The 26,999-nt window shown below is 51.6% G+C and carries 23 protein-coding genes; 14 read left to right on the plus strand and 9 right to left on the minus strand.

What is annotated here, in order from left to right; genetic code table 11:
- Positions 1 to 62 precede the first annotated feature (62 nt).
- From galU to pgmG, 3 genes are all read left to right on the plus strand, one after another.
- Positions 63 to 932: a UTP--glucose-1-phosphate uridylyltransferase GalU gene (gene galU, locus B152_RS0112160; RefSeq protein WP_020592703.1), complete on the plus strand. Its 870-nt coding sequence runs from the start codon at positions 63 to 65 to the stop codon at positions 930 to 932.
- Positions 933 to 1,003: 71 nt separating this feature from the next.
- Positions 1,004 to 2,329 carry a UDP-glucose dehydrogenase family protein gene (locus B152_RS0112165; RefSeq protein WP_020592704.1) on the plus strand — a complete coding sequence of 442 codons (1,326 nt, stop codon included), beginning with the start codon at positions 1,004 to 1,006 and terminating at the stop codon, positions 2,327 to 2,329.
- Positions 2,330 to 2,378: 49 nt separating this feature from the next.
- Positions 2,379 to 3,752 (plus strand): phosphoglucomutase/phosphomannomutase PgmG, encoded by a 1,374-nt coding sequence (pgmG, locus tag B152_RS0112170; protein WP_020592705.1) that lies wholly within the window; start codon positions 2,379 to 2,381, stop codon positions 3,750 to 3,752.
- Between the two features lie 104 nt (positions 3,753 to 3,856).
- Here the strand turns inward: pgmG and B152_RS0112175 are convergent, their stop codons facing one another.
- Positions 3,857 to 5,110 carry a D-alanyl-D-alanine carboxypeptidase family protein gene (locus B152_RS0112175; RefSeq protein ID WP_020592706.1) on the minus strand — a complete coding sequence of 418 codons (1,254 nt, stop codon included), beginning with the start codon at positions 5,108 to 5,110 and terminating at the stop codon, positions 3,857 to 3,859.
- 257 nt (positions 5,111 to 5,367) lie between these two features.
- Here B152_RS0112175 and B152_RS0112180 point away from each other — a divergent pair, with 257 nt between their 5' ends.
- The 4 genes from B152_RS0112180 (at position 5,368) to clpA (ending at position 10,238) form a co-directional block, all read left to right on the plus strand.
- Positions 5,368 to 6,051 carry a hypothetical protein gene (locus B152_RS0112180; protein WP_020592707.1) on the plus strand — a complete coding sequence of 228 codons (684 nt, stop codon included), beginning with the start codon at positions 5,368 to 5,370 and terminating at the stop codon, positions 6,049 to 6,051.
- Between the two features lie 433 nt (positions 6,052 to 6,484).
- The gene (locus tag B152_RS0112185) at positions 6,485 to 6,925 is read left to right on the plus strand and encodes a phasin family protein (protein WP_169337418.1); all 441 of its coding nucleotides are present in this window, start codon (positions 6,485 to 6,487) and stop codon (positions 6,923 to 6,925) included.
- 235 nt (positions 6,926 to 7,160) lie between these two features.
- Positions 7,161 to 7,487 (plus strand): ATP-dependent Clp protease adapter ClpS, encoded by a 327-nt coding sequence (gene clpS, locus B152_RS0112190; RefSeq protein WP_020592709.1) that lies wholly within the window; start codon positions 7,161 to 7,163, stop codon positions 7,485 to 7,487.
- Positions 7,488 to 7,928: 441 nt separating this feature from the next.
- Positions 7,929 to 10,238 (plus strand): ATP-dependent Clp protease ATP-binding subunit ClpA, encoded by a 2,310-nt coding sequence (gene clpA, locus B152_RS23530; protein ID WP_033406258.1) that lies wholly within the window; start codon positions 7,929 to 7,931, stop codon positions 10,236 to 10,238.
- A gap of 112 nt (positions 10,239 to 10,350) precedes the next feature.
- Here the strand turns inward: clpA and creD are convergent, their stop codons facing one another.
- Positions 10,351 to 11,829 carry a cell envelope integrity protein CreD gene (creD, locus tag B152_RS23535; RefSeq protein WP_020592711.1) on the minus strand — a complete coding sequence of 493 codons (1,479 nt, stop codon included), beginning with the start codon at positions 11,827 to 11,829 and terminating at the stop codon, positions 10,351 to 10,353.
- A gap of 249 nt (positions 11,830 to 12,078) precedes the next feature.
- On the opposite strand from creD, the gene B152_RS0112205 reads away from it, so the two are divergent.
- Complete coding sequence (locus B152_RS0112205; RefSeq protein WP_020592712.1) at positions 12,079 to 12,744, plus strand: DUF1287 domain-containing protein; 666 nt, start codon at positions 12,079 to 12,081, stop codon at positions 12,742 to 12,744.
- Positions 12,745 to 12,789: 45 nt separating this feature from the next.
- On the opposite strand, the gene B152_RS0112210 is transcribed toward B152_RS0112205, so the two are convergent.
- The 5 genes from B152_RS0112210 to B152_RS0112235 form a co-directional block, all read right to left on the minus strand.
- Positions 12,790 to 14,064, minus strand: coding sequence for a M48 family metallopeptidase (locus B152_RS0112210; protein WP_157231062.1), 1,275 nt, complete (start codon positions 14,062 to 14,064; stop codon positions 12,790 to 12,792).
- Positions 14,065 to 14,212: 148 nt separating this feature from the next.
- Positions 14,213 to 15,397, minus strand: a complete 1,185-nt coding sequence (locus B152_RS0112215) for a GNAT family N-acetyltransferase (protein ID WP_020592714.1) — start codon at positions 15,395 to 15,397, stop codon at positions 14,213 to 14,215.
- A 128-nt stretch (positions 15,398 to 15,525) separates the two neighbouring features.
- Positions 15,526 to 15,993, minus strand: coding sequence for a RidA family protein (locus tag B152_RS0112220; RefSeq protein ID WP_020592715.1), 468 nt, complete (start codon positions 15,991 to 15,993; stop codon positions 15,526 to 15,528).
- 388 nt (positions 15,994 to 16,381) lie between these two features.
- On the minus strand, positions 16,382 to 20,047 hold the full coding sequence (locus tag B152_RS0112225) for a vitamin B12-dependent ribonucleotide reductase (RefSeq protein WP_020592716.1): 3,666 nt from the start codon (positions 20,045 to 20,047) through the stop codon (positions 16,382 to 16,384).
- A 579-nt stretch (positions 20,048 to 20,626) separates the two neighbouring features.
- Complete coding sequence (locus B152_RS0112235; protein ID WP_020592718.1) at positions 20,627 to 21,532, minus strand: DMT family transporter; 906 nt, start codon at positions 21,530 to 21,532, stop codon at positions 20,627 to 20,629.
- Positions 21,533 to 21,756: 224 nt separating this feature from the next.
- Here B152_RS0112235 and B152_RS23540 point away from each other — a divergent pair, with 224 nt between their 5' ends.
- From B152_RS23540 to B152_RS0112265, 6 genes are all read left to right on the plus strand, one after another.
- Positions 21,757 to 22,176: a GFA family protein gene (locus B152_RS23540; protein ID WP_211212192.1), complete on the plus strand. Its 420-nt coding sequence runs from the start codon at positions 21,757 to 21,759 to the stop codon at positions 22,174 to 22,176.
- Positions 22,177 to 22,284: 108 nt separating this feature from the next.
- Entirely contained in the window at positions 22,285 to 23,124 is an 840-nt protein-coding gene (locus tag B152_RS0112245; protein WP_020592720.1) for a hypothetical protein, read from the plus strand.
- Between the two features lie 168 nt (positions 23,125 to 23,292).
- Complete coding sequence (locus B152_RS0112250) at positions 23,293 to 23,673, plus strand: NADH:ubiquinone oxidoreductase subunit NDUFA12 (protein WP_020592721.1); 381 nt, start codon at positions 23,293 to 23,295, stop codon at positions 23,671 to 23,673.
- Between the two features lie 95 nt (positions 23,674 to 23,768).
- A complete protein-coding gene (gene mlaD / locus B152_RS0112255) occupies positions 23,769 to 24,221 on the plus strand; it encodes an outer membrane lipid asymmetry maintenance protein MlaD (RefSeq protein WP_020592722.1) in 453 nt (150 codons plus the stop codon).
- Positions 24,222 to 24,278: 57 nt separating this feature from the next.
- Positions 24,279 to 24,518, plus strand: coding sequence for a hypothetical protein (locus B152_RS0112260; protein WP_020592723.1), 240 nt, complete (start codon positions 24,279 to 24,281; stop codon positions 24,516 to 24,518).
- Between the two features lie 14 nt (positions 24,519 to 24,532).
- Complete coding sequence (locus B152_RS0112265) at positions 24,533 to 24,919, plus strand: DUF2155 domain-containing protein (protein WP_020592724.1); 387 nt, start codon at positions 24,533 to 24,535, stop codon at positions 24,917 to 24,919.
- 18 nt (positions 24,920 to 24,937) lie between these two features.
- Here B152_RS0112265 and aat read toward each other — a convergent pair whose 3' ends face one another.
- Together aat and accC are read right to left on the minus strand one after the other, a co-directional pair.
- Positions 24,938 to 25,606 carry a leucyl/phenylalanyl-tRNA--protein transferase gene (aat, locus tag B152_RS0112270; RefSeq protein ID WP_020592725.1) on the minus strand — a complete coding sequence of 223 codons (669 nt, stop codon included), beginning with the start codon at positions 25,604 to 25,606 and terminating at the stop codon, positions 24,938 to 24,940.
- A 41-nt stretch (positions 25,607 to 25,647) separates the two neighbouring features.
- Positions 25,648 to 26,997 carry an acetyl-CoA carboxylase biotin carboxylase subunit gene (gene accC, locus B152_RS0112275; protein WP_020592726.1) on the minus strand — a complete coding sequence of 450 codons (1,350 nt, stop codon included), beginning with the start codon at positions 26,995 to 26,997 and terminating at the stop codon, positions 25,648 to 25,650.
- Between the last annotated feature and the right edge of the window lie 2 nt (positions 26,998 to 26,999).

Here is a 26,999-nt window from a genome sequence, read left to right on the forward strand (position 1 = left end):
TCACCGTGTCTCTATGGCATGAGGTGTGTTGTTTAATTCTAGAATAAGGAGTGGGGGCCCAGATGCGCCGACCCGTTCGTAAAGCGATTTTTCCTGTTGGTGGTCTTGGCACAAGATTTTTACCAGCGACCAAAGCCATGCCGAAAGAAATGCTTCCTGTGGTTGATAAACCCTTGATCCAGTATGCGGTTGAAGAGGCGAAGGCTGCAGGAATTGAAGAGTTCATCTTTGTCACGGGTCGAGGGAAGGCCGCGATAGAGAACCATTTTGACCGGGAATACGAGCTTGAAGCCGTATTGCAGTCACGTGGCAAGCACAAGGAACTGGAGGATCTTTCTTCCTTGTTGCTTGAGGCTGGCAGTGTCACCTATACCCGGCAACAGGAACCTTTGGGGCTGGGGCATGCTGTATGGTGTGCAAGAAATTTGATTGGCGATGAGCCTTTTGCTGTTTTGCTGGCAGATGACCTGGTGAAGTCCGATCAACCCTGTCTGAAACAGATGGTCGAACATTATGAGGATGTTGGCGGCCACCTTGTGGCGGTCATGGATGTCCCGAGAGAGCATACCAATCGTTATGGTATTCTTGATGTGGTCGAGGAAAAAGGGCCTCTGGCCCGGGCGCGGACCCTGATTGAAAAGCCTGATCCTGCTGAAGCCCCCTCTACCCTGTCGATTATCGGCCGTTATATTCTTGACCCTTCTGTTTTCAGAGAGCTGGACAAGAAACAACGGGGTGCGGGGGGTGAAATCCAGCTGACAGATGCACTGGCCAAGACACTGGACGATGTCACCTTCCATGGATTGCGTTTTGAAGGAACAAGGTTCGACTGTGGAAGCAAGGCGGGTTTCCTCGAGGCCACAATTGCTTTTGCTCTGGAGCGGGAAGACCTTGGTGTCCGAATGCGGGATATCCTCAACAAGTATGTATAGGTAAACCGGTTTCAAACGGCCAGGCGACAGCTGTGCTTTGTCTGCTGATTGAAACGGCGTAGGAGAAAAATATGCGTATTGCGATGCTCGGGACAGGCTATGTTGGTCTGGTATCTGGAACCTGTTTCTCAGAGTTCGGGACAGATGTGGTCTGTGTCGACAAGGATGAAGCAAAGATCGAAGGCTTGAGAAACGGGGTGATCCCCATTTTTGAGCCGGGCCTGGAAACGCTGGTGAAAAAGAATGCGGCAGCGGGGCGTTTGAGCTTCTCTCTCGATCTGGCAGAAGCTGCCCGGGACGCGGATGCTATCTTTATTGCCGTTGGTACGCCTCCGGGACCGCAGGATGGCCAGGCTGACCTTTCCTATGTCTATCAGGCTGCGCGGGAAATTGCCGCTGTTCTGGACGGCTATAAGGTGATTATCACCAAATCGACCGTCCCGGTTGGAACGGGGCGTGAAGTGGAGCGGATTATCCGTGAAGCCCGTCCCGATGCTGATTTTGATGTGGTCTCAAATCCCGAGTTTTTGCGTGAAGGGGCGGCGATCAACGATTTCATGCGTCCGGATCGCGTGGTCATCGGGGCGGAAAGCAAACGGGCTCAAGATGTTATGGCCGAGCTTTATCGCCCGCTTTACCTGATTGAGACACCGATCATCTTCACCAAGTTGGAAACTTCCGAGCTTATCAAGTATGCGGGCAACGCTTTTCTGGCGACCAAGATTTCCTTTATCAACCAGATGGCGGATCTTTGTGAAAAGGTCGGTGCCGATGTGCACCAGGTCGCCAAGGGGATTGGGCTGGATGGCCGGATCGGACGGAAATTTCTGCATGCCGGACCGGGCTATGGCGGTTCCTGTTTCCCCAAGGATACACAGGCTCTTGCCTATACGGCCCGTGTAAATGGTGCTCCGGTGAGTTTGGTCGAGGATGTGATCTCTTACAATGCCGCCCGCAAGCGGAAGATGGCTGACAAGATCATTGCCCATTGTGGCGGTTCGGTTGCGGGTAAAAAAATTGCCGTGCTGGGCCTGACCTTCAAGCCGAACACGGATGACATGCGGGATTCCCCAAGTCTGGATATTATTCCGATTCTCCAGGCCCAAGGGGCAACAATCAGCGCCTATGACCCGGAGGGTATGGAAGAAGCAAAGAAACTGCTGTCTGACGTGACCTATTGCAGTGGGGCCTATCAGACCATGGACGGGGCTGATGCGCTGGTCATTGTTACGGAGTGGAATGAATTCCGGCGGTTGGATCTGGATAAAGTGAAGGCCTTGCTTGCAGCCCCCTTGATTGTTGATCTGCGTAATATATATAGCCCGGCAGAAATGGCTGAGGACGGCTTTGACTATCTGAGTATCGGTCGTCCCCTGTCTGCTTTTATGGATATATAAAACCATCTCCCGACTTTTGGCCCTGTTTAACCTTTGGACTTGAACTGACGTGCATACTTTTCACCCGAGCATCATCCGCGAATATGATATCCGCGGTATTATTGACGAAACCCTCTTTCCGGCTGATGCCCGGGCCATAGGGCAGGCTTTCGGCACGATTGTCCGCCGCGCCGGAGGCACCAAGGTTGCTGTCGGTTATGACGGACGTGTCTCTTCTCCGCTGCTGGCTGCTGCGGTTGCCGAAGGTCTCCGTGCGGCAGGTGTGACAGTCTATGCCGTGGGCCTCGGCCCCACGCCGATGCTGTATTTTGCGGCCTATACACTGCCGGTTGACGGCGGGATCATGATCACCGGATCGCATAACCCGGGTAATCACAACGGTTTCAAAATTGTCCACAAGCGCAAGGCTTTCTTTGGGGAACAGATCAAGGAAATCTCCAAGCTGTCCAGCAGCGGTGATCTTGAAAGCGGCGTTGGCGATCTGGTCGAGCACCCGATTTTTGATGACTATATTGCCAGACTGCTTGAAGAGGTCCAGTTCAAGGATGCAGGGCTGAAAGTTGTCTGGGATGCCGGAAACGGTGCGGCTGGGGATGCAATGACAACACTTTGTGCCGCCCTTCCCGGGCAGCACAAGCTTTTGTTTGCCGATATTGACGGCACCTTCCCCAACCATCACCCGGACCCGACAGTACCGGAGAACCTGGTGGATCTGCGGGCGGCAGTGGCCGAGATGGGAGCTGACTTGGGGATTGCTTTTGACGGCGACGGAGACCGTATTGGTCTGGTGGATTCCGAGGGCGAAATCCTCTGGGGTGACCAGATCATGTTGCTGTTGGCACGGGACATTCTCAAGGACAAACCCGGGGCAACAATTATTGCGGATGTAAAAGCGAGCCAGGTTCTGTTCAGCGAGATCGAGAAGGCCGGCGGAAACCCGATCATGTGGAAAACCGGCCATTCACATATCAAGTCGAAGATGATTGAGACAGGTGCTCCCTTTGCCGGAGAGATGTCTGCTCATCTGTTCTTTGCCGACCGGTACTATGGCTATGATGATGCACTCTATGCTGCTGTCCGTGTTCTGAATATTGTTGCAGGAACAGGGCAGTCGCTTGCCGAGTTCCGCAAGTCACTGCCCGTTGTTGTCAACACCCCCGAGCTGCGTTTTGACTGTGCGGAAGAGCGCAAATTTGCTGTTGTGGCAGAGGTCGCCGAACGCCTTGCCGCCCGAAAAGCAGATGTGGTTGCTGTTGACGGCGTGCGCGTTAACACGGCTGACGGCTGGTGGCTGCTTCGGGCTTCCAATACACAGGCTGTGCTTGTTGCCCGCTGCGAGGCCTCGACACCTGAAGGTCTTGATCGCCTAAAAGCGCAGCTTGCTGCCCAGTTGGCAGAGAGCAAGGTTGACCTGCCAGGCTGAACGATTTTCCCAGCCTGAAACAAGCGCCTGTTGAGATAAAAAAATAGCCCGGATCAAACCGGGCTATTTTTTTTTGATGACTTTATACTGTCAGCGGGAGGGGATCAGAACAGCCCCGGTGGAACTGCAACGCAGGACATGCGTTTTTCCTTGAGTTCCCGGCAGGCGTTGCGGGCGGCAACTTCGTCAAGGCCTTTAAGGCGCGCGCGATAAAGAGAGCCGTCGGCTTTGTCGACCTGCTGAATGTGAACCTGTGTCGCATCGTTATGGGATGTGATCTGGGCCTTCGCCTGGGCTGCTGCCATCTTTGCCGGTTCGTAATCGCTGAAGGCTCCAACCTGGATGCCCCAGCTGTTATCGCTGACATTACCGGTTTCTTCGACCGCGAGATCTGTCGGTGTGCCAAGTGATGCAATCTGTCCCGGAGCAGGTGCCGTTGAGGCGGCATTCACCAGAACGGGGCGTGGTGCCGGTGTTGCGGGTGGTGGCGCAAGTTCGGCGACATCACTTTCCCGAAGCGGGTTGGGTTTCGGCACGGCAGGGAGTTTGGCAACTCTGGTAACACCAACCTGTTTGAAGCTCTTGTCGAGAATATCTTTCATGTGCCGATCACGGGAACGGCCAGTTTTTCCGCCAAAAACAACGCCGATAAGACGGCGGTCATTGCGCAGGACGGAAGCGACCAGATTGAAGCCGGAGGCATTGGTGTAGCCGGTTTTGATTCCGTCTGTACCCTGATAACTGGCGAGGAGCTTGTTGTGATTGTTGTATTTGCGGTTTTTGTAGGAAAAACTCTGGGTTGAGAAGAGGCCATAATACTGAGGAAAGTCACGCATCAGGGCTTTGGCAAGGGTTGCCATATCTCTGGCGGTGCTGAGCTGGCCCCTGTTGGGCAGACCGGAAGCATTGCGGAATGTGGTATTGCTCATGCCCAGTTTGCGAGCCTGTTTGGTCATCATCGTGGCAAAGGTGGTTTCTTTGCCGCCGATAGCTTCTGCCATAACCACAGCGGCATCATTCGCTGATTTTGTGACCAGTGACATGATGACATCTTCAGTTGTGATCGTACTGCCAGAAGCCAACCCCAGTTTTGAGGGGGCCATGCCTGCAGCTCTTTTTGAAACTGGAAGCTTTTGATCTATCTTCAGTTTACCCTTTTCCAGAGCGTCAAAAGCCATGTAGAGGGTCATCATCTTGGTCAGGGAAGCCGGATAGTTTTTAACATCAGCATTTCTGCTATAGAGAATCTCGCCTGTTTCTGCATCCAGAACAATCGATGCATATTTGGCCTGTGCCGGTGCCATAAGCACAAGCAGGGTCAGAAGCATTGTTGAGATGAGCTTCAGTCCTAGATTCATTAACTTCCCCTTACCAGACGGGCTTCCTGAATAACACCTTAACGCGTGTTTCCAAAGTTGAGACTCAGCTTATTGATCTAAGCGTTTAATACTGAAGGATTCTACATAAAGATGAATCCTCTGTCCAGTCGCCATTAGCTTGCCATATTTATCTTGAGAAATAGTGAACAAACAGAGCTAAAGATAAATTTTTGATAAAAAGATGAAAAAACTCGACTTTTACGAGGCTGCTTGCATTTCATCTTGAGCGAGGAACAATGCATAAACTCTTTCTTCTCCCCCTGTGTCTCTGGGCTGCGGGCTGTTCTTACCAGGGCAACATAGATAAACCCCATACCCAGAAGGCGACTTGGTTCAGTTATGTTGGCGGCGAAGATATCCGTCAGCGCTGTCAACCGGGCATGACTGAATACCGCTTTGTCTATAATGCGGTGTATGATGAACAGATCAGGACCTATGAGGTCACGGGAGTCCCCGGGGACACCGCCGAGTTGATTTCACGAGCGCAGGAGGGAAGCGGGGTTCGGGTTAATCACATTTCTCTGTCTGATCCCCTTGCTCAGTTTGGGTGGAAAAAATCCCAGCGCAGTCTTTCGCGGGAGGAACTGGCGGAATTGGAGCAGATGTTGCAGCAAAGTGGCGCCGGGGAGCTTCAGACGGAGGGGGACCGCTTGCGTTCGGATGATTTCTATTGGACCTCAGCGCTGTGCCATGATGGAAATTTTGTTTTCAATGGCTGGAAGCTGAAGGACAAGAGTTTTGACCATCTGGCTTTTGTTCCCTATTTGCTGAACCAGGACCAGACTGGTGTTGCTGTAAACCCGATCCGGGATATGGGGACAGCATTGCAAGCGCGTATGGGGCAATCAAAAGCAGAGAAACATAAACACTTCGAATTGCGTGTTGGCAATAACGGCCTGACCAACAACGCGCTTTTTTAGCATAAAGATTATCGTTTCAGGCCGAACCCGGACTGTTCTTTCCGGATGTGGAGTTCTCTAAATGTCATCTGCAACCATAGGGGTTCGGATGACATTTTAGTTTCACTTGCGTTATGTGTTTGTTGCATTGCAGCATTGCTCTTGAAATTTTCCCGAAACGATGTATATTCACAATTATGTTGCATCGCAGCATGAGGGTGTTGTCAAAAGAGTGACGATCTTCGCCCTACTAGATGAAGCCTGCGGGGCCAAGGTGAAGAACTCGCTCCAAAATTGAGATGAATTTTAGGAGATACATATGACAACCACGATTAAAAAGAAGACGGCAGATACTACCGAGAAAACAGTCTCCGGTACGAACGGGCCGAAGACTAAAGTCGAATCAACCTCTGTAAACGAAACAGTTAACAAAACAGTTACCGTGGAGAACGAAATGAAAACTGGTATTGAATCTGCCGCAAAAGGCTATGAACAAATTTTTACTTTCTCTCAGGCCCAGGCTGAAAAAGTAATGACTACATTTTACAAGCAGTATGAAGATGCTGCTGCAATCAGCAAGGAAACAGCTGATCTTGCAACCAAATCTGGTAACAGCCTTTCTGCAAGCTATCAGCAGTTCAGCACGCTGTTTACCGATATGGCGCAGACAGCGATTAAAAAGAACATGGCCGTTGCCGAAGCTTTCCTGGCTGCAAAAGACATCAACGAAGTTTCTGACATTCAGACAAAATTCGCGCGTGAGTCTTTTGATGCGCTGGTGAAAAATGGCACAGAAATCACTGAGCTGACAACCAAGGTCGCAACAGAAGTTGCCGAGCCAATTCGTCAGCAGGTGACACAGACTTTTGAAAAGATGTCCAAAACAGCTGCCTAAGCTTGAGGCATCCGTTTGACTGGTTAAGACAAAAGCCCCGTATTTTACGGGGCTTTTGTCGTTTTTCTCCAAGAGTCGCAGAACGGCTATTTCAACGCCAGCTTCTTGAAGAAACGCAAGGTTGATACTATAATATATAGCCTTGAGTATGCGTCCCGATTGGGGCGCTGTTTGCATTAATGTCGTCGCAGCCCCTCGGTTGTCGAACCGCAAAAAGATGATCAGGTAGTAGTGGATGAGTGGATCAGACCGCAATAATGATTTCGATGAAGAGCAGGGCGTTGTTGTCAAGCCGCGCACACGCACAAAACGCCCGTCTATGTACAAGGTTCTTCTGCTGAATGATGACTATACGCCGATGGAGTTTGTCATCCATGTTCTGACGCAGTTTTTTGGCAAAGATCAGGAAGACGCGACCCGGATTATGTTACAGGTGCATCAACAGGGCGTCGGAATTTGTGGGGTTTTTAACTATGATGTTGCTGAAACCAAGGCGACGCAAGTGGTTGATCTCGCCCGCAAGAACCAGCATCCGCTGCAGTGTGTGATCGAAAAAGAGTAACCTGAAGCCGGAGCTTTCCACTTTTTACGACTCTGCGCACTGTTTTGTATAAGAACCAGGTTTTGTAAAAGAGTTGGTGTATTTTTACTCTTTCTTCTCTATTTCCCTTTTAAAATGACTCAACACAACAGTCGATAGCCGCTTTAAACGTCCTGCATGTTCTAATGGAAAAAGCAGGATTATGCCGGGAGATACTGGCAAAGCACAGAGGTAGAGTGAATTCGGTTCCGCCGGGAATATTCGGTAGAAAGAGGGAGCTGATATTCAAGGAAAATCTATTTTCTACTATCTCTTGCTGATTCAGTTTTTGCTCCCTAGGTATAGTAAAAGCCCTAGGTTTGGTAAAAGAGGGTGGTCAAAGACACAGGGTCAGGAGTTAGGGCTCCTGCAGTTGACCGGGTGATCTGGCCACGATGGTTAAAGGGGTGTGATAACATGGCAATGCTGTCAAATAATCTGGAACAGACACTGCACAGGGCTCTGGCCTACGCCAATGAGCGCCGGCACGAATATGCCACACTTGAACACCTGCTACTGTCCCTGACAGAAGACCAGGATGCCATAGCTGTATTGAAAGCCTGTGGCGTCGCACTGGAAACTCTGCGGGAAGATCTGCTGGATTACATCGATAACGATCTGTCCAATCTGGCAACAATCCATCTGGGTGATGCAAAACCAACCGCTGGTTTCCAGCGGGTTCTGCAACGTGCGGCCATCCATGTCCAGTCTTCCGGCCGGGAAGAAGTCACTGGCGCAAATGTCCTGGTTGCGATGTTCTCTGAACGTGAAAGCCATGCCATTTTCTTCCTGCAGGAGCAGGAAATGAGCCGACTGGATGCGGTGAATTATATCAGCCATGGCATTGCCAAAGTTGAAGGTCTGGAAGAAACCCGTACCATCCATGGCGCGGAAGACCGCCGCGAGGAAGGCGGGGCAGAAACGCCAAGTAATAAAGGACGCGAGGCGATTGATGCCTACTGTGTCGATCTGAACAAGAAGGCCAAGGCCGGAAAGATCGACCCTCTGATTGGCCGGGAATCCGAACTGGAACGTACTGTTCAGGTGCTCTGTCGCCGGACCAAGAACAACCCGCTTTATGTCGGGGACCCTGGTGTTGGTAAAACGGCCATTGCCGAAGGACTTGCCAAGCGGATTGTCGACGGCGAGGTTCCAGACGTCCTGAAAGATACAATTATCTTTTCTCTTGATATGGGTTCATTACTGGCGGGGACCCGCTATCGTGGCGACTTTGAAGAGCGTCTGAAGGGCGTGGTCAAGGAAGTAGAGGCCATGGAAGGTGCGGTGTTGTTCATCGATGAAATTCATACGGTGATCGGTGCCGGGGCAACATCTGGCGGATCAATGGATGCGTCCAATCTGCTCAAGCCAGCCTTGCAGAACGGCAGCTTGAGCTGCATCGGTTCGACCACCTACAAGGAATATCGCAACCACTTTGAAAAAGACCGCGCCTTGGTCCGGCGTTTTCAGAAAATCGACGTGGCGGAGCCTTCAATTGAAGACGCGGTCAAGATCCTGCGTGGTCTCAAGCCCTATTATGAAGAACACCACAAGGTGAAATACACCAATGAAGCCTTGCGCACGGCGGTGGAGCTTTCCGCCCGCTATATTGGTGAGCGGAAATTGCCGGATAAGGCAATCGACGTGATCGACGAGGTCGGTGCATCGCAGATGCTTCTGCCGGAAAACAAACGCAAAAAAACGCTTGGGGTCAAGGAAGTCGAAGCTGTGGTGGCCAAAATTGCGCGCATCCCGCCCAAATCGGTTTCCAAGGACGACAAGTCTGTCCTCAAAAATCTTGATCGTGATCTCAAGACCATGGTCTATGGCCAGGATCAGGCAATCGTTGCCCTGTCATCGGCAATCAAGTTGGCCCGCGCAGGTCTGCGCACCCCGGAAAAGCCGATCGGCTGTTATCTCTTCACCGGTCCTACTGGTGTCGGGAAGACCGAAGTGGCAAAACAGCTGTCCCATTCACTGGGGGTCGAGCTGACCCGCTTTGATATGTCTGAATATATGGAGCGTCACGCGGTTTCCCGCCTGATCGGTGCCCCACCGGGCTATGTCGGGTTTGATCAGGGCGGATTGTTGACCGATGCCATCGACAAGACACCGCATTGTGTGTTGCTGCTGGATGAAATCGAAAAGGCGCACCCTGATATCTTTAACATCCTGCTGCAGGTGATGGATAATGGCCGACTGACCGATAACAACGGCAAGTCCATTGATTTCCGCAATGTTATTCTGATCATGACCTCGAATGCCGGGGCGGCGGATATGGCCAAACCTGCGATCGGATTTGGTCGGGAAGTCCGGATTGGCGATGATGAGGAAGCCGTCAACAAGGCTTTTTCACCGGAATTCCGCAACCGTCTGGACGCGATTATTCCATTCCGTAACCTCTCGACGGGTGTGATGACCAAGGTGGTGGACAAGTTCATTATGGAACTGGAAACCCAGCTGGCAGACCGCCATGTGACCATCGAACTTTCGCCCAAAGCCCGCAAGTGGCTGGCAGCGGAAGGCTATGATCCGCTTTATGGCGCGCGTCCGCTTGGGCGTGTGATCCAGAACGTGATCAAGAAACCGCTGGCTGAAGAACTTCTTTTTGGCAAGCTGACCCGCGGTGGTCTGGTGCGGATTGATATTAAAGATAACGCACCAAGCTTCAGCTATCCCGATGCTTCCGGGGGCAGCAGCAAAAAAGGGACGAAGAGCAAAGAACCGGCTTAAGCCCGACGTCTGAGCTGTTACATAGAAAAGGCCTCGCAGATGCGAGGCCTTTTTGTTTTTGTCTGTCCAAAGAGAAATTCAGAGACAGATTATTTTTTTGCTGATTATATTCTTAAATTTCAATGCTTTCTTCGGCTTTTCGAGTCTCTGTTGCTACGGGGTTTTCCCGTGACGTCCGGTTCAGGTTACGGGTCAGATACATCAAGAGTAACAGAACAAGTAAAACCAGACCGCTTCCCATGGTCAGGGCATAGTCTTCCATCTGCAGGATTGAATAGAGAAATCCGTAGAGAGCGGTAAGCAAGCCGGCAACAGCCAGACCATTTTGCTTGCTGTGGCTTGCAACAGTAACGTAACTGGCGATTGACAATACGGTGGTTCCCGCTGCAAGGCCGTAGGAGAAAGCAAAGCTGAGGTGTTCGGAAAGCGTGAGTAACAGCAGGTAGAAAACCGATAGGGAAACCCCAACAAGAGCGTATTGGACAAGGTGTAGACGTACGTTGCGGGTGAACTCAAACACCAGCAGCATCAGATAGGTCAGGGCGATAAACATAATTCCGTACTTGGCTGCGCGGATTGATGTGCCGTAGTGGGAAATTGGTTCGAACAGGCGTGCTTCGGCAATCACTTCTTGCAGATTGACGCCACTGTTATCGGTGAAAATCTGGGGGTAATTGCGGGATAGATGACTTATTTCCCAACTGGCTGTAAAGCTGTCGTTATCAATTTCATGTCCTTTGGGCAGGAATTGGCGGAAACTCGGGTGGGGCCAGTCCGCGGATATTTTGATTTCCGTGTTCATGCCTAGGGGAATGGCGCTGATATTCCTGCTGCCGCGCAGGAGACTGTCAAATTTGACCGAGAAGTGGCTCAGGTCCTGTCCAGGAGCCATGCGGGCACTAAAACCACTCCCGAGCTGGTTGGTTCGCAGACCAGTTCCGGGCATTAGTTCCAGCTTTCTATCGTCGACTGTAACTGTGGGAGAGGCGGCAATGCCGCTGTTATCGCTTAGAGCGATGGTGACATAGGCCTGATCATAGAGGATTTTTTGTAAATTCTGAATTGATGGAGGGTTGAAGCTGAAATCTGCAGATCCCTCGATCTGTGCCGTATAAACAAGACTGCGATAGATGCTGCGTTCGCGAAATTCATGTTTCAGATCGGCAGAAAGCGAGAGCTGGTCAGGAAGAACAATCAGCTTGTCATGACCGATAACTATTTTTTCCTTCCCCTGATCGCTTGTAACTCGGGTCTCGGTGATAAAGGGAACCACAAGTACAGGTGCCGCAACTGTCTGTTCCCGCCCCCATTCGTTGTCTGTTTCATATAATACCGAATGATAGAGATCATTCCGTTCGTTCATCAGATCATGAACAAGCGCTGTCGGGATCAGCATGAGCAGGGTTAGAAAGCCGATGATCACGGCTTTGATCATCAGAGGATTGCTGTTGGCGATGCGGCCACCCAATCCGTTGGTCTGTTCAGCGTAGCGGTTGGTTAACCACCGTAAACAGGCGAGACCGACGATGATACAGATTCCAAGAAAAATGACTGCGGCGAGTATGAGAAACACTGTTGTAAGGTCCATCATGGTGAAATCCTCCCCCCTGGAGGTTTTGTTAAGCTGTTCTGTTTTCCGGTGCGGAACAGGTTGTGAATGAAGAGATAGCAATGATGGTGGAAAAATAAGAAGGAAATTTGCGGCCAATAAGGCAAAACGGGTCAGAGAAGGGGCAGGGAGTTTCTCATCTGTCCCACGGTCATAGTCTTGCCTTACTCTGACCCGGAAAAAGGCACAGAATGCTGGTGATCTGTAGCAATAGGCTATGGAGAAAATATTATGTATCGGCTTGGAAACAAATTGCGACTTCCCGTTCTTGTACAGAATCTGTACCGCAAGGGGCAGGTTTTCTGGATCGCCCCCTTTTTGTTGTTTTTTCTAAGCGGGACATCCGCATTCGCCGACGCAACATTTGGCAAAAAGCTGGCAGAAGAAGCCCTCAAACGAACTGATGCTTTTGTGCTTTATGACAGCAGCTATTACCGGATCAGCTACCCCGGCGGGGATGTGCCGGAAAACAGCGGGGTGTGCAGTGACGTGGTCATCCGAAGTTATCGCGGTCTGGGGCTGGACCTTCAGAAGCTGGTACACGAAGACATGCGCGCCAATTTTTCTGCCTATCCTGCCTATTGGGGATTAAAAAAGCCGGACAGCAATATTGATCACCGTCGGGTGCCGAACCTGCGGGTGTTTTTCTCCCGCCATGGACAGTCATTACCCTCTTCGCAAGATCCGGCAGCCTATCAGGCTGGAGATCTGGTCAGCTGGAATCTGCGCCCGGGTGGCTCCCTGCCGCACATCGGTATTATTAGTGATGAGAAAAGCTCGGACGGTGTGCCGCTGGTGGTTCACAACATCGGGATGGGTCCGGAGCTTGAAGATATGCTGTTCGACTATGAAATCACTGGTCACTATCGTTATGGCGGAACAGGTTCTAATCCCTAGGTCGTCCGAACGGATCTAAAGTAAGTTAGGATAGAGGTATAACCTCTACCTCTCCGGTGCCCAGTAAGAAATCAGTTGCTGACCAATTGTCTCTTCTAATTTTTCAAGTTCAGACTCTATCAGGTGTTGTTCTTCTTTTGATACTGTAATTGAAGCATCTGCAATGGGGTGGGCTGTGATGAATGCCATACGCTGCCGCGTGGGTGGATGGGTCGCATCCAGACGGGCGTTTTTCTGATTTGCTATTCGGTCAAGACGCTCTGTTTCACTCTTCGGCAGGGCCTTGAAATAAGAAACGAACTTGGTAAGGATTTGTTTTTGAGATTGTTTTGCGCTGAAAATGGTCCTGTTTGCAAATGTCTGAAGATGTTCCCCATACGAAAATTTCTTTAAAGCGTCTCTCATCGCTTCTGTACCGGACGCGGTAGTTGCTAAATAATCAGCAAGAAATTCAGCCTTTTGGGATTGGCGCCAAACAAGGTGGGACAATCCTATGTACAGAAGCTCGATAAACCAGGATAAAATCCACAATAAATAATGTGTAATCATCTGTATTATTGTGGAATCTTGATCGTATTTGTGCCTCAGGATGTAAATCCAATAGTCCAAGGTGTTAAGTGCTGATCCAATAATCAGGCTTCTTGTTGAATCACCATTGGCACCGTGGGAAAATTCGTGAGCAAGAATAGCCAGACGTTCGGGCCAAGTTTGCACCAACCACAATGGCAGCCCAATTACTATCAGAACTTTTCTTGAGATCCCCACGCGGGCAAATGCGGCATTGTAATCTGGAGTTATTTCTATTCCGTCAACTCGGGGAGAACCGACTTTATCTGCAATACGATCACACACAGCAAAAAGAGCAGGGGCATCTGCTCTTTTTAAACAATTTTGTGGCATTGCTCCCAATCTTGGTCGAATGAACCATGAGAGTGCGAGCAGTAATATGCCGATAACGATAAGTAATACTGCTGGCCAGCCGAAACTGAGTGCGTAAAGTCCAAGCGCGGCCATCGCTATTGAAGCTAGGTGGATGGTAGATGCGAAAGCAAAAGCCAGTATCTTTGAAAGGGACCAACGAGGCCGTAAATCTTCAGGTTTCTCGGAGAGAATTGATTGAAAGACTCTATCGCCTTGCGTAATGCCAATCTTGCGATAAATTTTGGCTGTGTAGCCAAGAGTATTTACAAAATCATCTGAGCCTAGATTCCAGTTGCATTGGGGGCACCATTGTCGGAAACCCTTGTGAGAGTGGGTGATAGAATCGCAGTCCGGACAGGTTTTATTCTTTTCTTCGGATTGGAGTGTTGTACTGGTCATTCTTTTTCCCCCATGAATAACCAACATTTCCCTCATGGGATTATTTGGTTAGGAACATTGTCATGCCCAATGGTATTTTTCAATCAGGGTTTGCCGATCCCTTAATAATATCTGCTTTTGATTGAGGTGGGTTAATCTTGAAGCTGCTCTAGAGGCCAGTCTGGATATCGGTGGCCTTCCGGAAAGGTCCAAGTTCTTTCAGGTAGTCCATATCCTGCTCCAAAGCTCTTTGTTCACCCTCGAGAAAACGAGCAATGGCATCGCGGAAGTTTGGATCGGCGATGGCGTGCAGGCTGTAGGTCCGGGAGGGCAGGTAGCCGCGCTGGATCTTGTGCTCGCCTTGTGCGCCAGCCTCTACGCGCTTGAGACCGTGGGTGATGGCATAGTCGATGGCCTGATAATAACAGAGTTCAAAATGCAGGCTGGGGTAATGGCCCGTTGATCCCCAGTTCCTGCCGTAGAGGGTATTGCTGCCGCGCAAATTCAAAGCGGCGGCAACCAGTTTCTCGCCGTTCCAGGCGCTGGTCAGGACGACCTTTTCTGCCAGCTGTTGCCCTAGCCGGGAGAAAAAATCTCGTGTCAGGTAATCGTGGGCATGTTTCTTGTCGACGGTGTTGAGGTAAAGCGCGTGAAACTGTTCGAGAATTACCGGTGTCAGGCTCTCGCCCTCAAGTGTTTGCAGGGTTAAGCCGTGGCTGTTTGCTTCGCGCCGTTCTTTTCTGATCGCCTTGCGTTTGCGTGAGCTGAGGTCGGACAGGAAGTTATCAAAACAAGTATACTCCCGGTTTTCCCAGTGATACTGCACGCCAGTCCGGGGGAGCAGCCCCGGTTGAGCCAGAGATTGCCATTCCTCCTCACTGGTGAAGGTCAGGTGCAGGGATGAGGCTTGGTACTGTTGGAGCAATTGCAACATGGCATTGATCAGGGCCAGTCTGAGATCTTGCTGTTCTGTTTTATTGCCCTCTTTGTTGTTTGGCGCGATGAGCAGCCGGGGGCCAGTAACAGGTGTAAAGGGGACCGCACACTGGAGCTTGGGATAGTAGCGTCCTCCTGCGCGTTCAAAGGCGTTGGCCCAGCTCCAGTCAAAAACATATTCGCCATAGGAATGGTTTTTGAGATAGAGCGGGGCGCAGGCGAGGACCTGTCCTTCTGTATCTTTCAGGGTCAGGTGCTGGGGTTGCCAGCCGGTTTCGGCACAGGCGCTTCTGCTTTCTTCAAGAGCCAGGAGAAAGGCATGGGAGACAAAGGGATTGTCAACGCCAGCACAGCGGTCCCAGTCTGTCGGGGCGATGCCACTGATCCGGGGATGGACTTCAACACGGAGTTGGCTCATCTGGCTCCTCGGAGCAACTGGGAAGAAGATAAAGAGTTCACCACAAGAAATAGGAAGCCGTCAGCCGGATAGCAAATGAAAAAGGCAGGCGTTAAGGCCTGCCTTTATACATAAGAAGCCCGAGAGGGTCAGTCGATTTCCGCGACGCAATCGACTTCGACAGCAATGCCGAGTGGCAGGCTTGGAGCAGAAACGGCTGCGCGGGCGTGGACACCCTTGTCGCCGAAGACTTCGACCATCAGGTCGGATACGCCGTTGATGACTTTTGGCTGATCGGTGAAATCGGAGGTGGAATTGACAAAGCCACCGAGTTTGACGATACGTTTTACACGATCAAGATTGCCGCCTGTGGCAACTTTCAACTGGGCGATAATATTGATGCCACAAAGGCGGGCCGCTTCCTGGCCTTCTTCAATGGACATGTTGTCACCCAGCTTGCCTTTGTAAAGGATCTCGCCATTTTTGGCAGTGATCTGTCCAGAAACAAACACTGTATTGCCAGAGGTAACATAGCCAACATAGTTGGCAACGGCTTTTGCAGGTTCAGGAATTTCGATCCCGAGTTCTTTCAAACGGGCGTCAACAGTACCAGCCATAGCTCTATCCTTTGTTTTTATTACTTGTTGCTGTCACGGACTTTGTTCCCACTACCCCTAGGGCGTCATGAGAGAAACAAGTCCAAACCGAAGGGGAGGATATAAAGCGGTTGCGCCCTCGTACCCTGCCTTTATCTGTAGAAATACAGAGCGGATTTTAGCCGGATCCACGGCGAGTGCAAGTCAAGTCTTGGGGAGAAATGCGACAATATTCTGAATGTTTGAGCCTGCTGCAGTGCAATATCATTATGCGGAGTACGTTCCTGACGACATATCCCTGCGTTTGACGGGTAAAGAATGCGCTTCCACAGGTAGAAGAATAGCCCGCCATAAAGCAACAGGGCGGCCTGAGCCGCCCTGTCTATAGCAAAGAAACGGAAACCTTGGCTTAGGAACAGCCAGTTGTACCCCCGCAGGTATCACACTTCAGACAGGTGCCGTTGCGCACCAGAGTGAAGTTTCCGCATTCAGGACATGAATCCCCCTCATATCCTTTCATGCGGGCTTCGCGGACCTTTTCCATACGCTTGTCCACGGCCTTTACGACGGTCGTTTCTGCAGCGACGGCGGTCTGGGTGTCAGTGACACCCACGAAATCCTGATTGGCTTGGGAAATGGCCGCAGAGGCTGAGGCCAAAGTGTCCCCAATATCCTGCCCGCCGTTTACAACCATCAGCTTGTTCCGAACATAGCCTGTAGAAGCCACACGGCGGACGGTCTCTGCGACAGCACTCCGGCTTTCCGGCAGGTCACTTTCGCCAGAGCCTTTCCCGAGAGAGTCCGGCAGCATATCGGCGGGCTCAACGTGGGCAAGGTCGTTACGACCGAGATAGGAAACAGCCAGCTCGCGGAAGAGGTAATCCAGGATGGAAGTTGCCATCTTGATCACGTCGTTGCCTTCGACCATGCCTGAAGGCTCGAAGCGGGTGAAGGTGTAAGCTTCTACATATTCCTCAAGTGGAACGCCGTATTGCAGGCCGATGGAAATCGCGATGGCGAAGTTGTTCATCAGGCTGCGGAAAGCGGCACCTTCCTTGTGCATATCGACGAAGATCTCGCCGAGGGCACCGTCTTCGTACTCACCTGTTCGCAGATAGACCTTGTGGCCACCAACGATGGCTTTCTGGGTATAGCCCTTGCGACGGGATGGTAGCTTTTTGCGCTCGGTAACGGCCTTTTCGATGACGCGTTCGATGATGCGCTCGGCAACAATCTCGACCCGTTTGGCAGTTGGTGCTTCCGCGATATCGTCGTCTTCTTCTTCGAGTTCCAGCAGAACACCGGAAGAAAGTGGCTGGGACAGCTTGGAACCGTCACGATAAAGCGCGTTGGCTTTCAGGCCGAGTTTCCACGACAGCATGTAGGCATCTTTACAGTCATCAATCACGGCATTCGCCGGCATGTTGATGGTCTTGGAAATCGCCCCGGAAATAAACGGCTGGGCAGCCGCCATCATGCGGATATGGCTTTCAGCAGAGAGGAAACGTTTCCCGGTTTTCCCACAGGGATTTGCGCAGTCGAAGATCGGCAGATGCTCTTCTTTAAGGTGCGGTGCACCCTCAAGGGTCATGGCGCCGGTACAGAAGATGTTCGCGGCGTCGATTTCCTTGCGGCTGAAACCAAGCTCGGCCAGCATGTCAAAGGCCGGGTCATTCAACTGGGCTTCGGTGAAGCCAAGTGTCTTGATGCAGAAATCTTCGCCCAGGTTCCATTTGTTAAAGATGAACTTGATATCAAAGGCGCTGGCGAGTTTTTCTTCCAGTGCGGCAAGGGCATCATTGGTGAAGTCTTTTTTCTTCAGACTGTCGTGGTTGATGCCTGGTGCTTTTTTCAGCGTCCCGTGACCCACGGCAAACTTGATGATGTCCTCGATCTGGCTTTCGCTGTAGCCGAGGTATTTCAGCGCACCGGGTACGGTGCGGTTGATGATCTTGAAGTAACCACCACCCGCAAGTTTCTTGAACTTGACGAGAGCAAAGTCAGGCTCGATCCCTGTGGTGTCACAATCCATAACCAGACCAATGGTGCCTGTCGGGGCAACAACCGTGGTCTGCGCATTGCGATAACCGTGTTTCTCGCCGAGTTCGAGGGCCTCATCCCAGGCTTTGGTTGCCGCAGCAACAAGCGCCTGATCTGGGCAGTCCTTGGCAAAGATCGGCACAGGTTGAACTTCGAGGGCCTCGTAGCCGCCTTCTTCGCCATAAGCAGCGCGGCGATGATTGCGCATAACCCGCAGCATGTCGTCCTTGTTCAGCTCATAGCGTTTGAACGAACCGAGTTCACCTGCCATTTCAGCAGAAGTGGCATAGGCGGTCCCGGTCATGATCGCGCTCAAAGTCGCACAGATCGCGCGGCCTTCGGGAGAGTCATAAGATACGCCCGTGGACATCAGCAGGCCGCCGATGTTGGCATAACCAAGACCGAGGGTCCGGAATTCGTAGCTGAGCTGGGCAATCGCCTTGGAGGGGAACTGGGCCATAAGCACAGATATTTCCAGGGTGATGGTCCAGAGACGGCTGGCGTGAATGTAGGCATCAATGTCAAAGCTGCCGTCAGCGCGCTGGAAAGTCATGAGGTTCATGGAGGCCAGGTTACAGGCGGTATCATCCAGGAACATATATTCGGAACAGGGGTTGGACCCGTTGATCCGGCCAGACTGCGGGCAGGTGTGCCATTCGTTGATGGTGGTATCATACTGGATGCCGGGATCGGCACAGGCCCAGGCCGCGTAGGAAATCTGGTCCCAGAGATCGCGTGCCTTGAGGGTTTTGTGCACCTTGCCATCGATACGGCGGATCAGGTTCCAGTCGCCGTCGTCTTCGAGGCTCTGGAAAAAACCGTTGGCAACACGGACCGAGTTGTTGGAGTTCTGGCCGGAGACCGTCAGATAGGCATCTGAATCCCAGTCGGTGTTATAGGTATCGAACTCCATCTCGGTGTAGCCCTGTTCCGCGAACTGGAGCACACGCTGGATATAGCTCATGGGTACTTCGTGAGCGCGGGCTGTTTTGATCGCGGCTTTCAGGGTGGTGTTTTTGCGCGGGTTGACCCGGTCCTTGTCATCCAGAGCGTCTGTGTTACAGGCCGCCATGATGCTCTTCAGGTGTTTTTGACAGATCTTGGAGCCAGCAACCAGTGCAGCAACCTTCTGTTCCTCAACAACCTTCCAGTTGATGTATTCCTCGATATCCGGGTGATCAAGATCAACGGTGACCATCTTGGCAGCGCGACGGGTTGTGCCGCCAGACTTGATTGCGCCGGCAGCGCGATCCCCGATTTTCAGGAAGCTCATCAGACCGGAGGACTTGCCGCCGCCGGAAAGAGGTTCTTCGGAACCACGGACTTTGGAAAAGTTGGTCCCGGTGCCGGAGCCGTACTTGAACAGGCGGGCTTCGCGAACCCAGAGATCCATGATGCCGTTGTCATTGACCAGATCATCGCCAACAGACTGGATAAAGCAGGCGTGAGGCTGCGGGTGCTCATAAGCGGATTTTGAACGAACCAGCTTGCCGGTTTCATGATCGACATAGTGGTGGCCCTGACCGGGGCCATCAATACCATAGGCCCAGTGCAGGCCGGTGTTGAACCACTGTGGAGAGTTCGGTGCTGCCATCTGATTGGTCAGCATGTAGCGCATTTCGTCAAAATAAGTGCGGGCGTCTTCTTCGCTGTCGAAGTAACCGCCTTTCCAGCCCCAATAGGTCCAGGCACCGGCCAGACGGTCAAAAACCTGCTTGGAGCTGGTTTCACCGATAATGCGCTCGTCCTCGGGGATATCGGACATGGCATCGTGATCAGGCTCGGAACGCCAGAGCCATGACGGGACAGAGTTTTCTTCTATACGTTTCAGTTTAAGAGGGATGCCGCGCTTGCGAAAATACTTCTGGGCGATGATGTCGCAGGCAACCTGGCTCCAGCTCGCAGGAACGTCGATGTCTTTGGCCTGAAAAACGACTGAGCCATCTGGGTTGCGAATTTCGCTGGTTGTTGTGCGAAACGCGATGGCGTCATAGACGTCTTTTCCGGTTTCCGTAAAGCGACGTGCGATGCGCATGCCGTATCCCCTTTATTTAAAACAAAACTCAATAGAAAAGCTCTGGATAAAGGATGTTGATATCCTGTACCAAAGCTCACTCAAACAACAAGGTCCGCAAGTCGGATGACTCTGCGGTTTTTCTGCGAAAGAAGCACATTTTGTTGATCTGAAGTGATTTAACCACAATATTTGGTTTTCGTCACCCGTATTTTGCGTATTGACACCAGATTTTGTAGCTCGGCAATAGCCGTTAAGCCTGTGGATAAATCTGTGAGTTATCCGAGAACAAAATTGTATGAACGGGAAAAGTTGCGGAAAAATAAGGAGCTTTTCATTGTCTCTAAAATTAATGTTTTCTTTTAAGCTGGTGGAAAAATACCGGGTAATTTTTATCCGAGAATCTGATGAAACAGAATCAGGTAAAGCAGACAGGAAAAAGGTTACCGATTCGTGTCAGAAAGATAAAAGTCTCGAGACCAAAACACAGTATTTCGGGGGGGAATTGGAGAGTTTTTGTATCTCGTCTTTGAAAAAACAGGAATAACAACAGGTTGTTTGCAGGACAGGGCAAAAGAGGGATGGCGGCAGAGGGATACTTCAGGAAGCAGATTGCTGTTTTGGGCGGGTGACAGGGCGATAGCAGGTGCCAGCGATCGCCAACATGACAAAGAGGGCACCGATAACCTGAGAAATACCGAGGGCCTCATGCAGCACAAGAACTGCCATGGCGATGGTGACAACAGGTTCGCTGTTGAGAAACATTGCAGTACGGGACGGACCAATTATTCCAACTGAGGTGATCTGGGCAAGAATAGCCAGCAGATAGAGCCCGGCAATAAGGCCTGTCAGCGAGAATTCGGTGAGATTGTCTGGAATATGCAAGCTGTTATCCAGGGGAAGGTAGAGGCAGGAAAGGGCAATCCCGATCACATTGACATAAAAAAGGGAGGTGAGGTTTGGAACCAGAGGAACAACTTTCCGCCCGCAAATCAGCCCCCCGCACATGGAAAAAGAGGTCAGGCAGAGGAAACCCAGACCGCGCCAGTCCAGGCTGTCAAGCGAAGGACCTAGGGCGATTGTAATGCCCGTGAAAGCCAGAAGGGAAAGCCCCAGCTGGAGTAGGCTTGGTGTACGCTTTTGCAACAGGGGGTCAATAATGGTGACGATCACCGGGAAGGTATAAAAGACAATGGCGGCCAGACCGACGGAAATATACTGAACCGCGGAGAGATAGAAAATTGTAACGCAAAAAATAAAGAAGGACATGGAAAGGAGAGGAAGACGCCCTTTCGCTGGGACAAGGAAACTCCCTCGTGTCAGCCCGAGAATAACAAGCATCGCAAGACTGCCCAGGATAAAACGGAAAAGCGTGACTGTCATGGGGGTTGCCCCCGCGTCGTATACAGCCGGAGAAATTGGTGTGATCAGTCCGAAGGAGATACCCGCGAGCAAACCGCTGAGGATTCCACCAGAGGGGATTTTAGTTTCTGTCAGATTATCCATGGATTGACTGTACCCGTTCCAGGAGACATGACGTGCCTCTTTTGCCAACGTTAGAGGGCATGAGATGGAAACAACAGGAAAAAAATCGAGAGCGCAGTGATACGGCAGCGGCGTGACGGCGCGATAGCCGCTCACCATTTGACAGTTCGAAGCGGGAAGGGCTTTATATTTTCCGGAAATAACAGCTTCAGCTACTACTTGCCAAAAGAGCAGAGGGAAACCGCATGACTGAGACCCCTATGACAGATATTCGGCAGACATACGAGGCGAAGTGCCACTGTGGCAAGGTGCATTTCAAATTCAGGGGAGAGCCTGTGAACGCTGCGATCAGATGTAATTGCTCCATGTGTCGTCGCAAGAATGCTGTCATGTCGACGGGGTGTTATAGCGGAGACGCTTTCGAAATTGTAACTGGCAAAGACTGTCTGGGGACCTATCTCTTTGGTGACCGCAAGGTGAAACATCATTTCTGTACGAACTGCGGGATCTATATTTTTCACCAGATGGGGCGCGAACAGGATCATGAGGAGATTGAACTCCAGGGCGAATTCAGGGTTAACCTTGGTTGTGTGGATGGAATTGACCTGGAAAAGCTGTCGGTCCGGGTTTTCGATGGCCACGACAGCTGGCGTTTCCTGAACTGATACCAGTTTGGGAGACAAGGTAGTAGATAAAGGTTCTCTGGCCTAAACGCACAGGAACAGACAAACGGCGTTCGCAGAAGATCTGCAAGAGCGCCCGAAGGAAACGATATGAAAGTGGCACTACCCGAATTCCGGGACAAACTCGAAGACTGCCTAGAAGCCCGTGGGGCACAGGACATCGCCCTGGATCAGGCCTCTGCTATGGTTCAGTGGGCAGAGAGAGTACACCGCTGCGGTGTTGCCTATCTTGCCCAGAAGCGGGATGCCTATAGCAAACTGGATATCAACGCGGTCAAGCTGCAGATAGAAAAAGGCAATGCCTCTTTTCTGGATGCGGGGGGACAGTCACTGGCTGTGGCCGGACCGCAGGCTTTGGAAAAGGCCATGCTCACCGCCCGTGAAAGCGGTATTGGTTTGGCTGTGATCTCGAATGTTTGTGACTTGATCGGGGTTGGGCAGCTGGTTGAGCAGGCTCTGGCTGAGGGACACGCCTGTTTCGCGACCTATGTCGTTGATCCGGCTTCGGAAGAAGGAACGGTGTTGACCGAGGTATATGGCCATATACGCGGCATTGCAGCCGTTGCCGGAAGCAGCAACAGCATCCGAACCGAACTTCACGGATTGCCCTCCAGTCATGGTAATTTCATGAGAGGGAACGCCCCGACCAATCTTGGTGATTTGGTGGTCAGTACACTGTCGGAAGGCAAGAGCCTGGTACCCGGTTGTACTTTACTCTGTCTCGATCTGCCGGATCTTTATGACGATCTGATCAAGGGTCTGGAAGCGGGGGTTGAAGAGGCCCCAGCCCGACTTTTTTATCCTGCTGAGCTGAGTACCCGGAGCCTTGAGGTCTCGGAAGATGGCTTCGAGGTGGATGAAGAGGAATGGCAAATATTGGCTGAGGAAGAGGGGCTGTTGCCGCCACCCGAGGGGACTGCTGAGGTATAAAGGGGATATAAAGAGGCGAATATTACGTCAAATTATGTTGTTGGGGCTGGACTGCCGGGGCCTGCGGTGTAATATTCAGCCCCATGATACTTTGGTGACTGTCGGTGAAGGCAGAGCTGAAATCTGAATAAAAACAACTGTTAGGGCGCTGCCCGATAAGGATGAGATATGGCTGGAACGCCTCTTGGAACCCGTCTTTTTACCTGGCTTAAGGGCGAACTTGTTGGTCAGGATGGCCAGGGTAACAAATTTTATCGCACCAAGGGTGGCAGTGAAGTACATAAGGACAGCCTGCGCAATGAGCGTCGCTGGGTAATTTATAACGGGGAAGCAGAAGCAAGCCGTGTTTCGGCTGACTGGCATGCCTGGTTACATCACACAACCAATGAGCGCCCTCCTGAAGGTGGTTATCCCAAACATCTATGGCAGCTTGAGCACAAGGCGAACCAGACCGGGACCGCCGATGCCTACCGCCCGGCTGGCAGCAGCTTGAAAACCGGGCAACGGCCACGGGTTTCAAGTGATTATGATGCCTGGCAGCCAGAATAGTCTGGCGATCTCCTGATTCTCTGTCCTGAGCTTTCTTTCCCGGAAGCTCAGTGTTTTTTTAACTGCTGATATATTTTCTTTATTAAGGTGCCTGCATGAACAGAAGTATCGTCGAAACACTTATTGGTGCGCTGGTTCTGTTCGTCGCAATCTCCTTCGGATTTTATGCCTTTAATAATGGAGATGCCAACGGTTCGGGACAGGGATATGAAGTTATCGCCGAGTTTGATAATGCCAGCGGTCTGGTCTCGGGAACAGATGTCAAGATTGCCGGAGTAAAGGTTGGTACGGTTCTGAGACAGACGCTTGATCATGAAACCTATTTTGCGGTTGTGACGCTTCAGATCAATGATGATATCAAACTGCCGAAAGGAACCTCGGCGCGGATTTTGTCCGAGAGCCTGTTGGGGGGCAGCTTTGTCAGCCTTGAGCCCGGCGGACAAGACGGCTACATCGACAAGGGCGGTTATATCAAGGATACCCAGGGCAGTGTTAATCTGATGGATCTTCTTGGCCGCTTTGTTTTCTCTTCTGGTGAAGCTGAATAATTTTCGCCAGAGTGTTTGTCAGTCTGTCCCAAGGGATACTGAATAAGAGCTGGACCGATGGCTGATAAAGATACCCAGGCGATAATCTGGCGTGAACCTGATGGATCGCCGCTTTCCTGCCTTGAAAAGATCAAAGTTCTCAATGAAAATCTCGAAGAGATTCGCGAGCTGTCCCAGGATGCGCTTGAAGATGCCATTCTGATGGGGGCAGATGAAGCCCAGGTAAGGCAGGTTCTGGAGCAGATCGTCGAGAAGCTGGTTAATCCTTATTATCCCAAGGGAACTGGTAAACATTGAACCGGAAAGTTGTCATGAAAAAGCTGTTTGTTGCTGGTGCCCTCCTGGTCGGAGGAATGATCCCCTTCGTACCTGCTCAGGCGGAAATGAACAGCTATGCTGTTGCTGTGTTGCAGGGGTTGAACAAGGTAACAGCCAGGGTTTCTGAATTTGAGGTCCCCTTGAACCAGCCGGTTTTATTTGGATCGCTGGAAATTACGGCTCAGTCCTGCCGTAAAAGCCCGCCGGAAGAAGCACCGGAAGCAACATCTTTTCTTGAAATTTCCGATGTGAGTTCTGACGGGGAGAGAAAGCCGATGTTCTCCGGCTGGATGTTTGCGTCTTCTCCGGCGATTTCGGCGCTGGAGCATCCGGTTTACGATGTCTGGGTGTTGGATTGCCGCCCAGCTACCAAGCCCTGAAGCAAAGGTGTAGCGGGGTTAATCTCCGCTATAGATCGCAGGCCGGTTGTGACGGCTCAGCTCAATAAAATCTTCCAGCTCGTTTTTAGAAAGCTCCATTGGAAAATATGCGGGAACCTGGATGGCTTTGAGCAGTCGGGCCTTGTAGTCTTCGCGTCCAATATCGACAGTGCCGAACTGGCTCAGGTGGTGGGTGGTGAACTGTGTGTCCAGGAGCTTGTAACCTCCTTTGTACAGACGCGCCGCGAGATGGATCAGGGCGACTTTGCTGGCGTTACTGTGTCGGCTGAACATGCTTTCGCCAAAGAAGGCCCCGCCAAGAGAGACACCATAGAGTCCTCCAATCAGTTTACCGTCTAGCCAGCATTCGACCGAATGGGCGAAGCCACGTTCATAGAGCTGGAGATAGAGGCTTTTGATCAGGGGATTGATCCAGGTGTCCGGGCGACGGACAGTTGTCTGGGCGCAAAGGTCCAGTACCTGTTCAAAAACCGTATCACAGAGAATCTGATAAGGGGGATTGCGCAGGATTTTCCGCAAGGAGCGCGGGATATGGACTTTTTTCAGGGGAAGGATGCCACGATTCTCCGGGTCGATCCAATGCAGATCAGGAGAATCGTGGCTTTCAGCCATGGGAAACACCCCGATGGTATAAGCTTTTAATAGCAGATCTGCCGTGATCTCCATGAACACCTATGCCCGCGTGTGTTTTTCTCTTGTATAGCTTCCTACTGGTTGTTCAGGCTGTCTACAAATTTTTCCAGCCAGTGGATATCGTAGACACCTTCATTGAACTTGTCGTTGTGTACCAGTTCAACATGGAGGGGGATCGAGGTGTTTACGCCGTCGATGACGTATTCCCGCAAGGCCCGCTTGGTTTTCATGATGCAGTCGGCCCTGTCATCACCATGAACAATCAATTTGGCAATCATGCTGTCATAGGTCGGGGGAATCTTGTAGCCGGCATAGATCGCGGAATCGACCCGAACACCCAGACCACCAGGAGCATGATATCCCTTGATCGTACCGGGCGATGGCATGAAGGTGAAAGGGTGTTCAGCGTTGATACGGCACTCGATAGCATGGCCCTTGAGCTTCACTTCTTCCTGGGTAACCGAGAGTTTTTCTCCCGCGGCAATCCGGATCATTTCCCGCATCAGGTCAATGCCGCTGATTGCTTCGGAAATGGTGTGCTCCACCTGAATACGGGTGTTCATTTCAATGAAATAAAACTCGCCGTTTTCATAGAGATATTCGATTGTTCCGGCACTTTTGTACCCAAAACCGAGCATGGCATCAGCAGAGATCTGGCCGATACGATTACGCTCTTCTTCGGTCAGGGCTGGTGACGGAGCTTCTTCGAGAACTTTCTGGTGACGACGCTGCAAGGAGCAGTCGCGTTCGCCAACGTGGATCGCACCGCCCTGGCCATCGCCAAGCAACTGGATCTCGATGTGGCGTGGCGTGCTGAGATACTTCTCCATATAGACAACGTCATCCCCAAAAGCCGATTTGGCTTCCTGACGGGCGAGGCGATAGGCATCTTTAAGTTCGCCAGCATGTGTCGCAACTTTCATGCCGCGACCTCCGCCACCGGAACGAGCCTTGATCAGGACAGGATAGCCGATGCGATCAGCGGTTTCCTGTGCCTGGTCAGCGCTTTCAAGTGCTCCATCGGATCCAGGAACAACCGGGATGCCCAGTTTGATCGCTGTCTCCTTGGCCATAACCTTGTCGCCCATAATGCGGATATGTTCGGGAGACGGGCCAATAAAGGCAAAGCCATGCTCTTCGACCATTTCCGCAAAAGCGGCATTTTCGGACAGAAAGCCAACACCGGGGTGAATGGCATCTGCGCCTGTAATGGTGGCCGCAGAAAGGATCGCAGGAATATTCAGATAGCTGTCTTTGCTGGGCGCAGGCCCGATGCAGACAGCTTCATCCGCCAGGCGTACATGCATGGCATCGGAATCAATGGTGGAGTGAACCGCAACGGTTTCGATGCCCATATCGCGACAGGCCCGCAGAATTCGGAGGGCAATTTCACCGCGGTTGGCAATGAGGATCTTTTTGAACATGG

It is taken from the genome of Kiloniella laminariae DSM 19542, from assembly GCF_000374005.1.
Taxonomy (GTDB): Bacteria; Pseudomonadota; Alphaproteobacteria; order Kiloniellales; family Kiloniellaceae; genus Kiloniella; species Kiloniella laminariae.

Bases quoted from the DNA above. Each gene is read 5' to 3' on its own strand.
- B152_RS0112260 (WP_020592723.1), top strand. From the start codon at position 24,279: ATGGCTGATAAAGATACCCAGGCGATAATCTGGCGTGAACCTGATGGA.
- B152_RS0112265 (WP_020592724.1), top strand. From the start codon at position 24,533: ATGAAAAAGCTGTTTGTTGCTGGTGCCCTCCTGGTCGGAGGAATGATC.
- clpS (WP_020592709.1), top strand. From the start codon at position 7,161: ATGAGTGGATCAGACCGCAATAATGATTTCGATGAAGAGCAGGGCGTT.
- galU (WP_020592703.1), top strand. From the start codon at position 63: ATGCGCCGACCCGTTCGTAAAGCGATTTTTCCTGTTGGTGGTCTTGGC.
- B152_RS0112185 (WP_169337418.1), top strand. From the start codon at position 6,485: ATGAAAACTGGTATTGAATCTGCCGCAAAAGGCTATGAACAAATTTTT.
- B152_RS0112245 (WP_020592720.1), top strand. From the start codon at position 22,285: ATGAAAGTGGCACTACCCGAATTCCGGGACAAACTCGAAGACTGCCTA.
- B152_RS0112205 (WP_020592712.1), top strand. From the start codon at position 12,079: ATGTATCGGCTTGGAAACAAATTGCGACTTCCCGTTCTTGTACAGAAT.
- B152_RS0112250 (WP_020592721.1), top strand. From the start codon at position 23,293: ATGGCTGGAACGCCTCTTGGAACCCGTCTTTTTACCTGGCTTAAGGGC.
- B152_RS0112235 (WP_020592718.1), bottom strand. From the start codon at position 21,532: ATGGATAATCTGACAGAAACTAAAATCCCCTCTGGTGGAATCCTCAGC.
- accC (WP_020592726.1), bottom strand. From the start codon at position 26,997: ATGTTCAAAAAGATCCTCATTGCCAACCGCGGTGAAATTGCCCTCCGA.
- B152_RS0112215 (WP_020592714.1), bottom strand. From the start codon at position 15,397: ATGAGCCAACTCCGTGTTGAAGTCCATCCCCGGATCAGTGGCATCGCC.
- B152_RS0112210 (WP_157231062.1), bottom strand. From the start codon at position 14,064: ATGACCAGTACAACACTCCAATCCGAAGAAAAGAATAAAACCTGTCCG.
- B152_RS0112180 (WP_020592707.1), top strand. From the start codon at position 5,368: ATGCATAAACTCTTTCTTCTCCCCCTGTGTCTCTGGGCTGCGGGCTGT.
- B152_RS23540 (WP_211212192.1), top strand. From the start codon at position 21,757: ATGACTGAGACCCCTATGACAGATATTCGGCAGACATACGAGGCGAAG.
- B152_RS0112175 (WP_020592706.1), bottom strand. From the start codon at position 5,110: ATGAATCTAGGACTGAAGCTCATCTCAACAATGCTTCTGACCCTGCTT.
- mlaD (WP_020592722.1), top strand. From the start codon at position 23,769: ATGAACAGAAGTATCGTCGAAACACTTATTGGTGCGCTGGTTCTGTTC.
- aat (WP_020592725.1), bottom strand. From the start codon at position 25,606: ATGGAGATCACGGCAGATCTGCTATTAAAAGCTTATACCATCGGGGTG.
- B152_RS0112225 (WP_020592716.1), bottom strand. From the start codon at position 20,047: ATGCGCATCGCACGTCGCTTTACGGAAACCGGAAAAGACGTCTATGAC.
- B152_RS0112165 (WP_020592704.1), top strand. From the start codon at position 1,004: ATGCGTATTGCGATGCTCGGGACAGGCTATGTTGGTCTGGTATCTGGA.
- B152_RS0112220 (WP_020592715.1), bottom strand. From the start codon at position 15,993: ATGGCTGGTACTGTTGACGCCCGTTTGAAAGAACTCGGGATCGAAATT.
- creD (WP_020592711.1), bottom strand. From the start codon at position 11,829: ATGATGGACCTTACAACAGTGTTTCTCATACTCGCCGCAGTCATTTTT.
- clpA (WP_033406258.1), top strand. From the start codon at position 7,929: ATGCTGTCAAATAATCTGGAACAGACACTGCACAGGGCTCTGGCCTAC.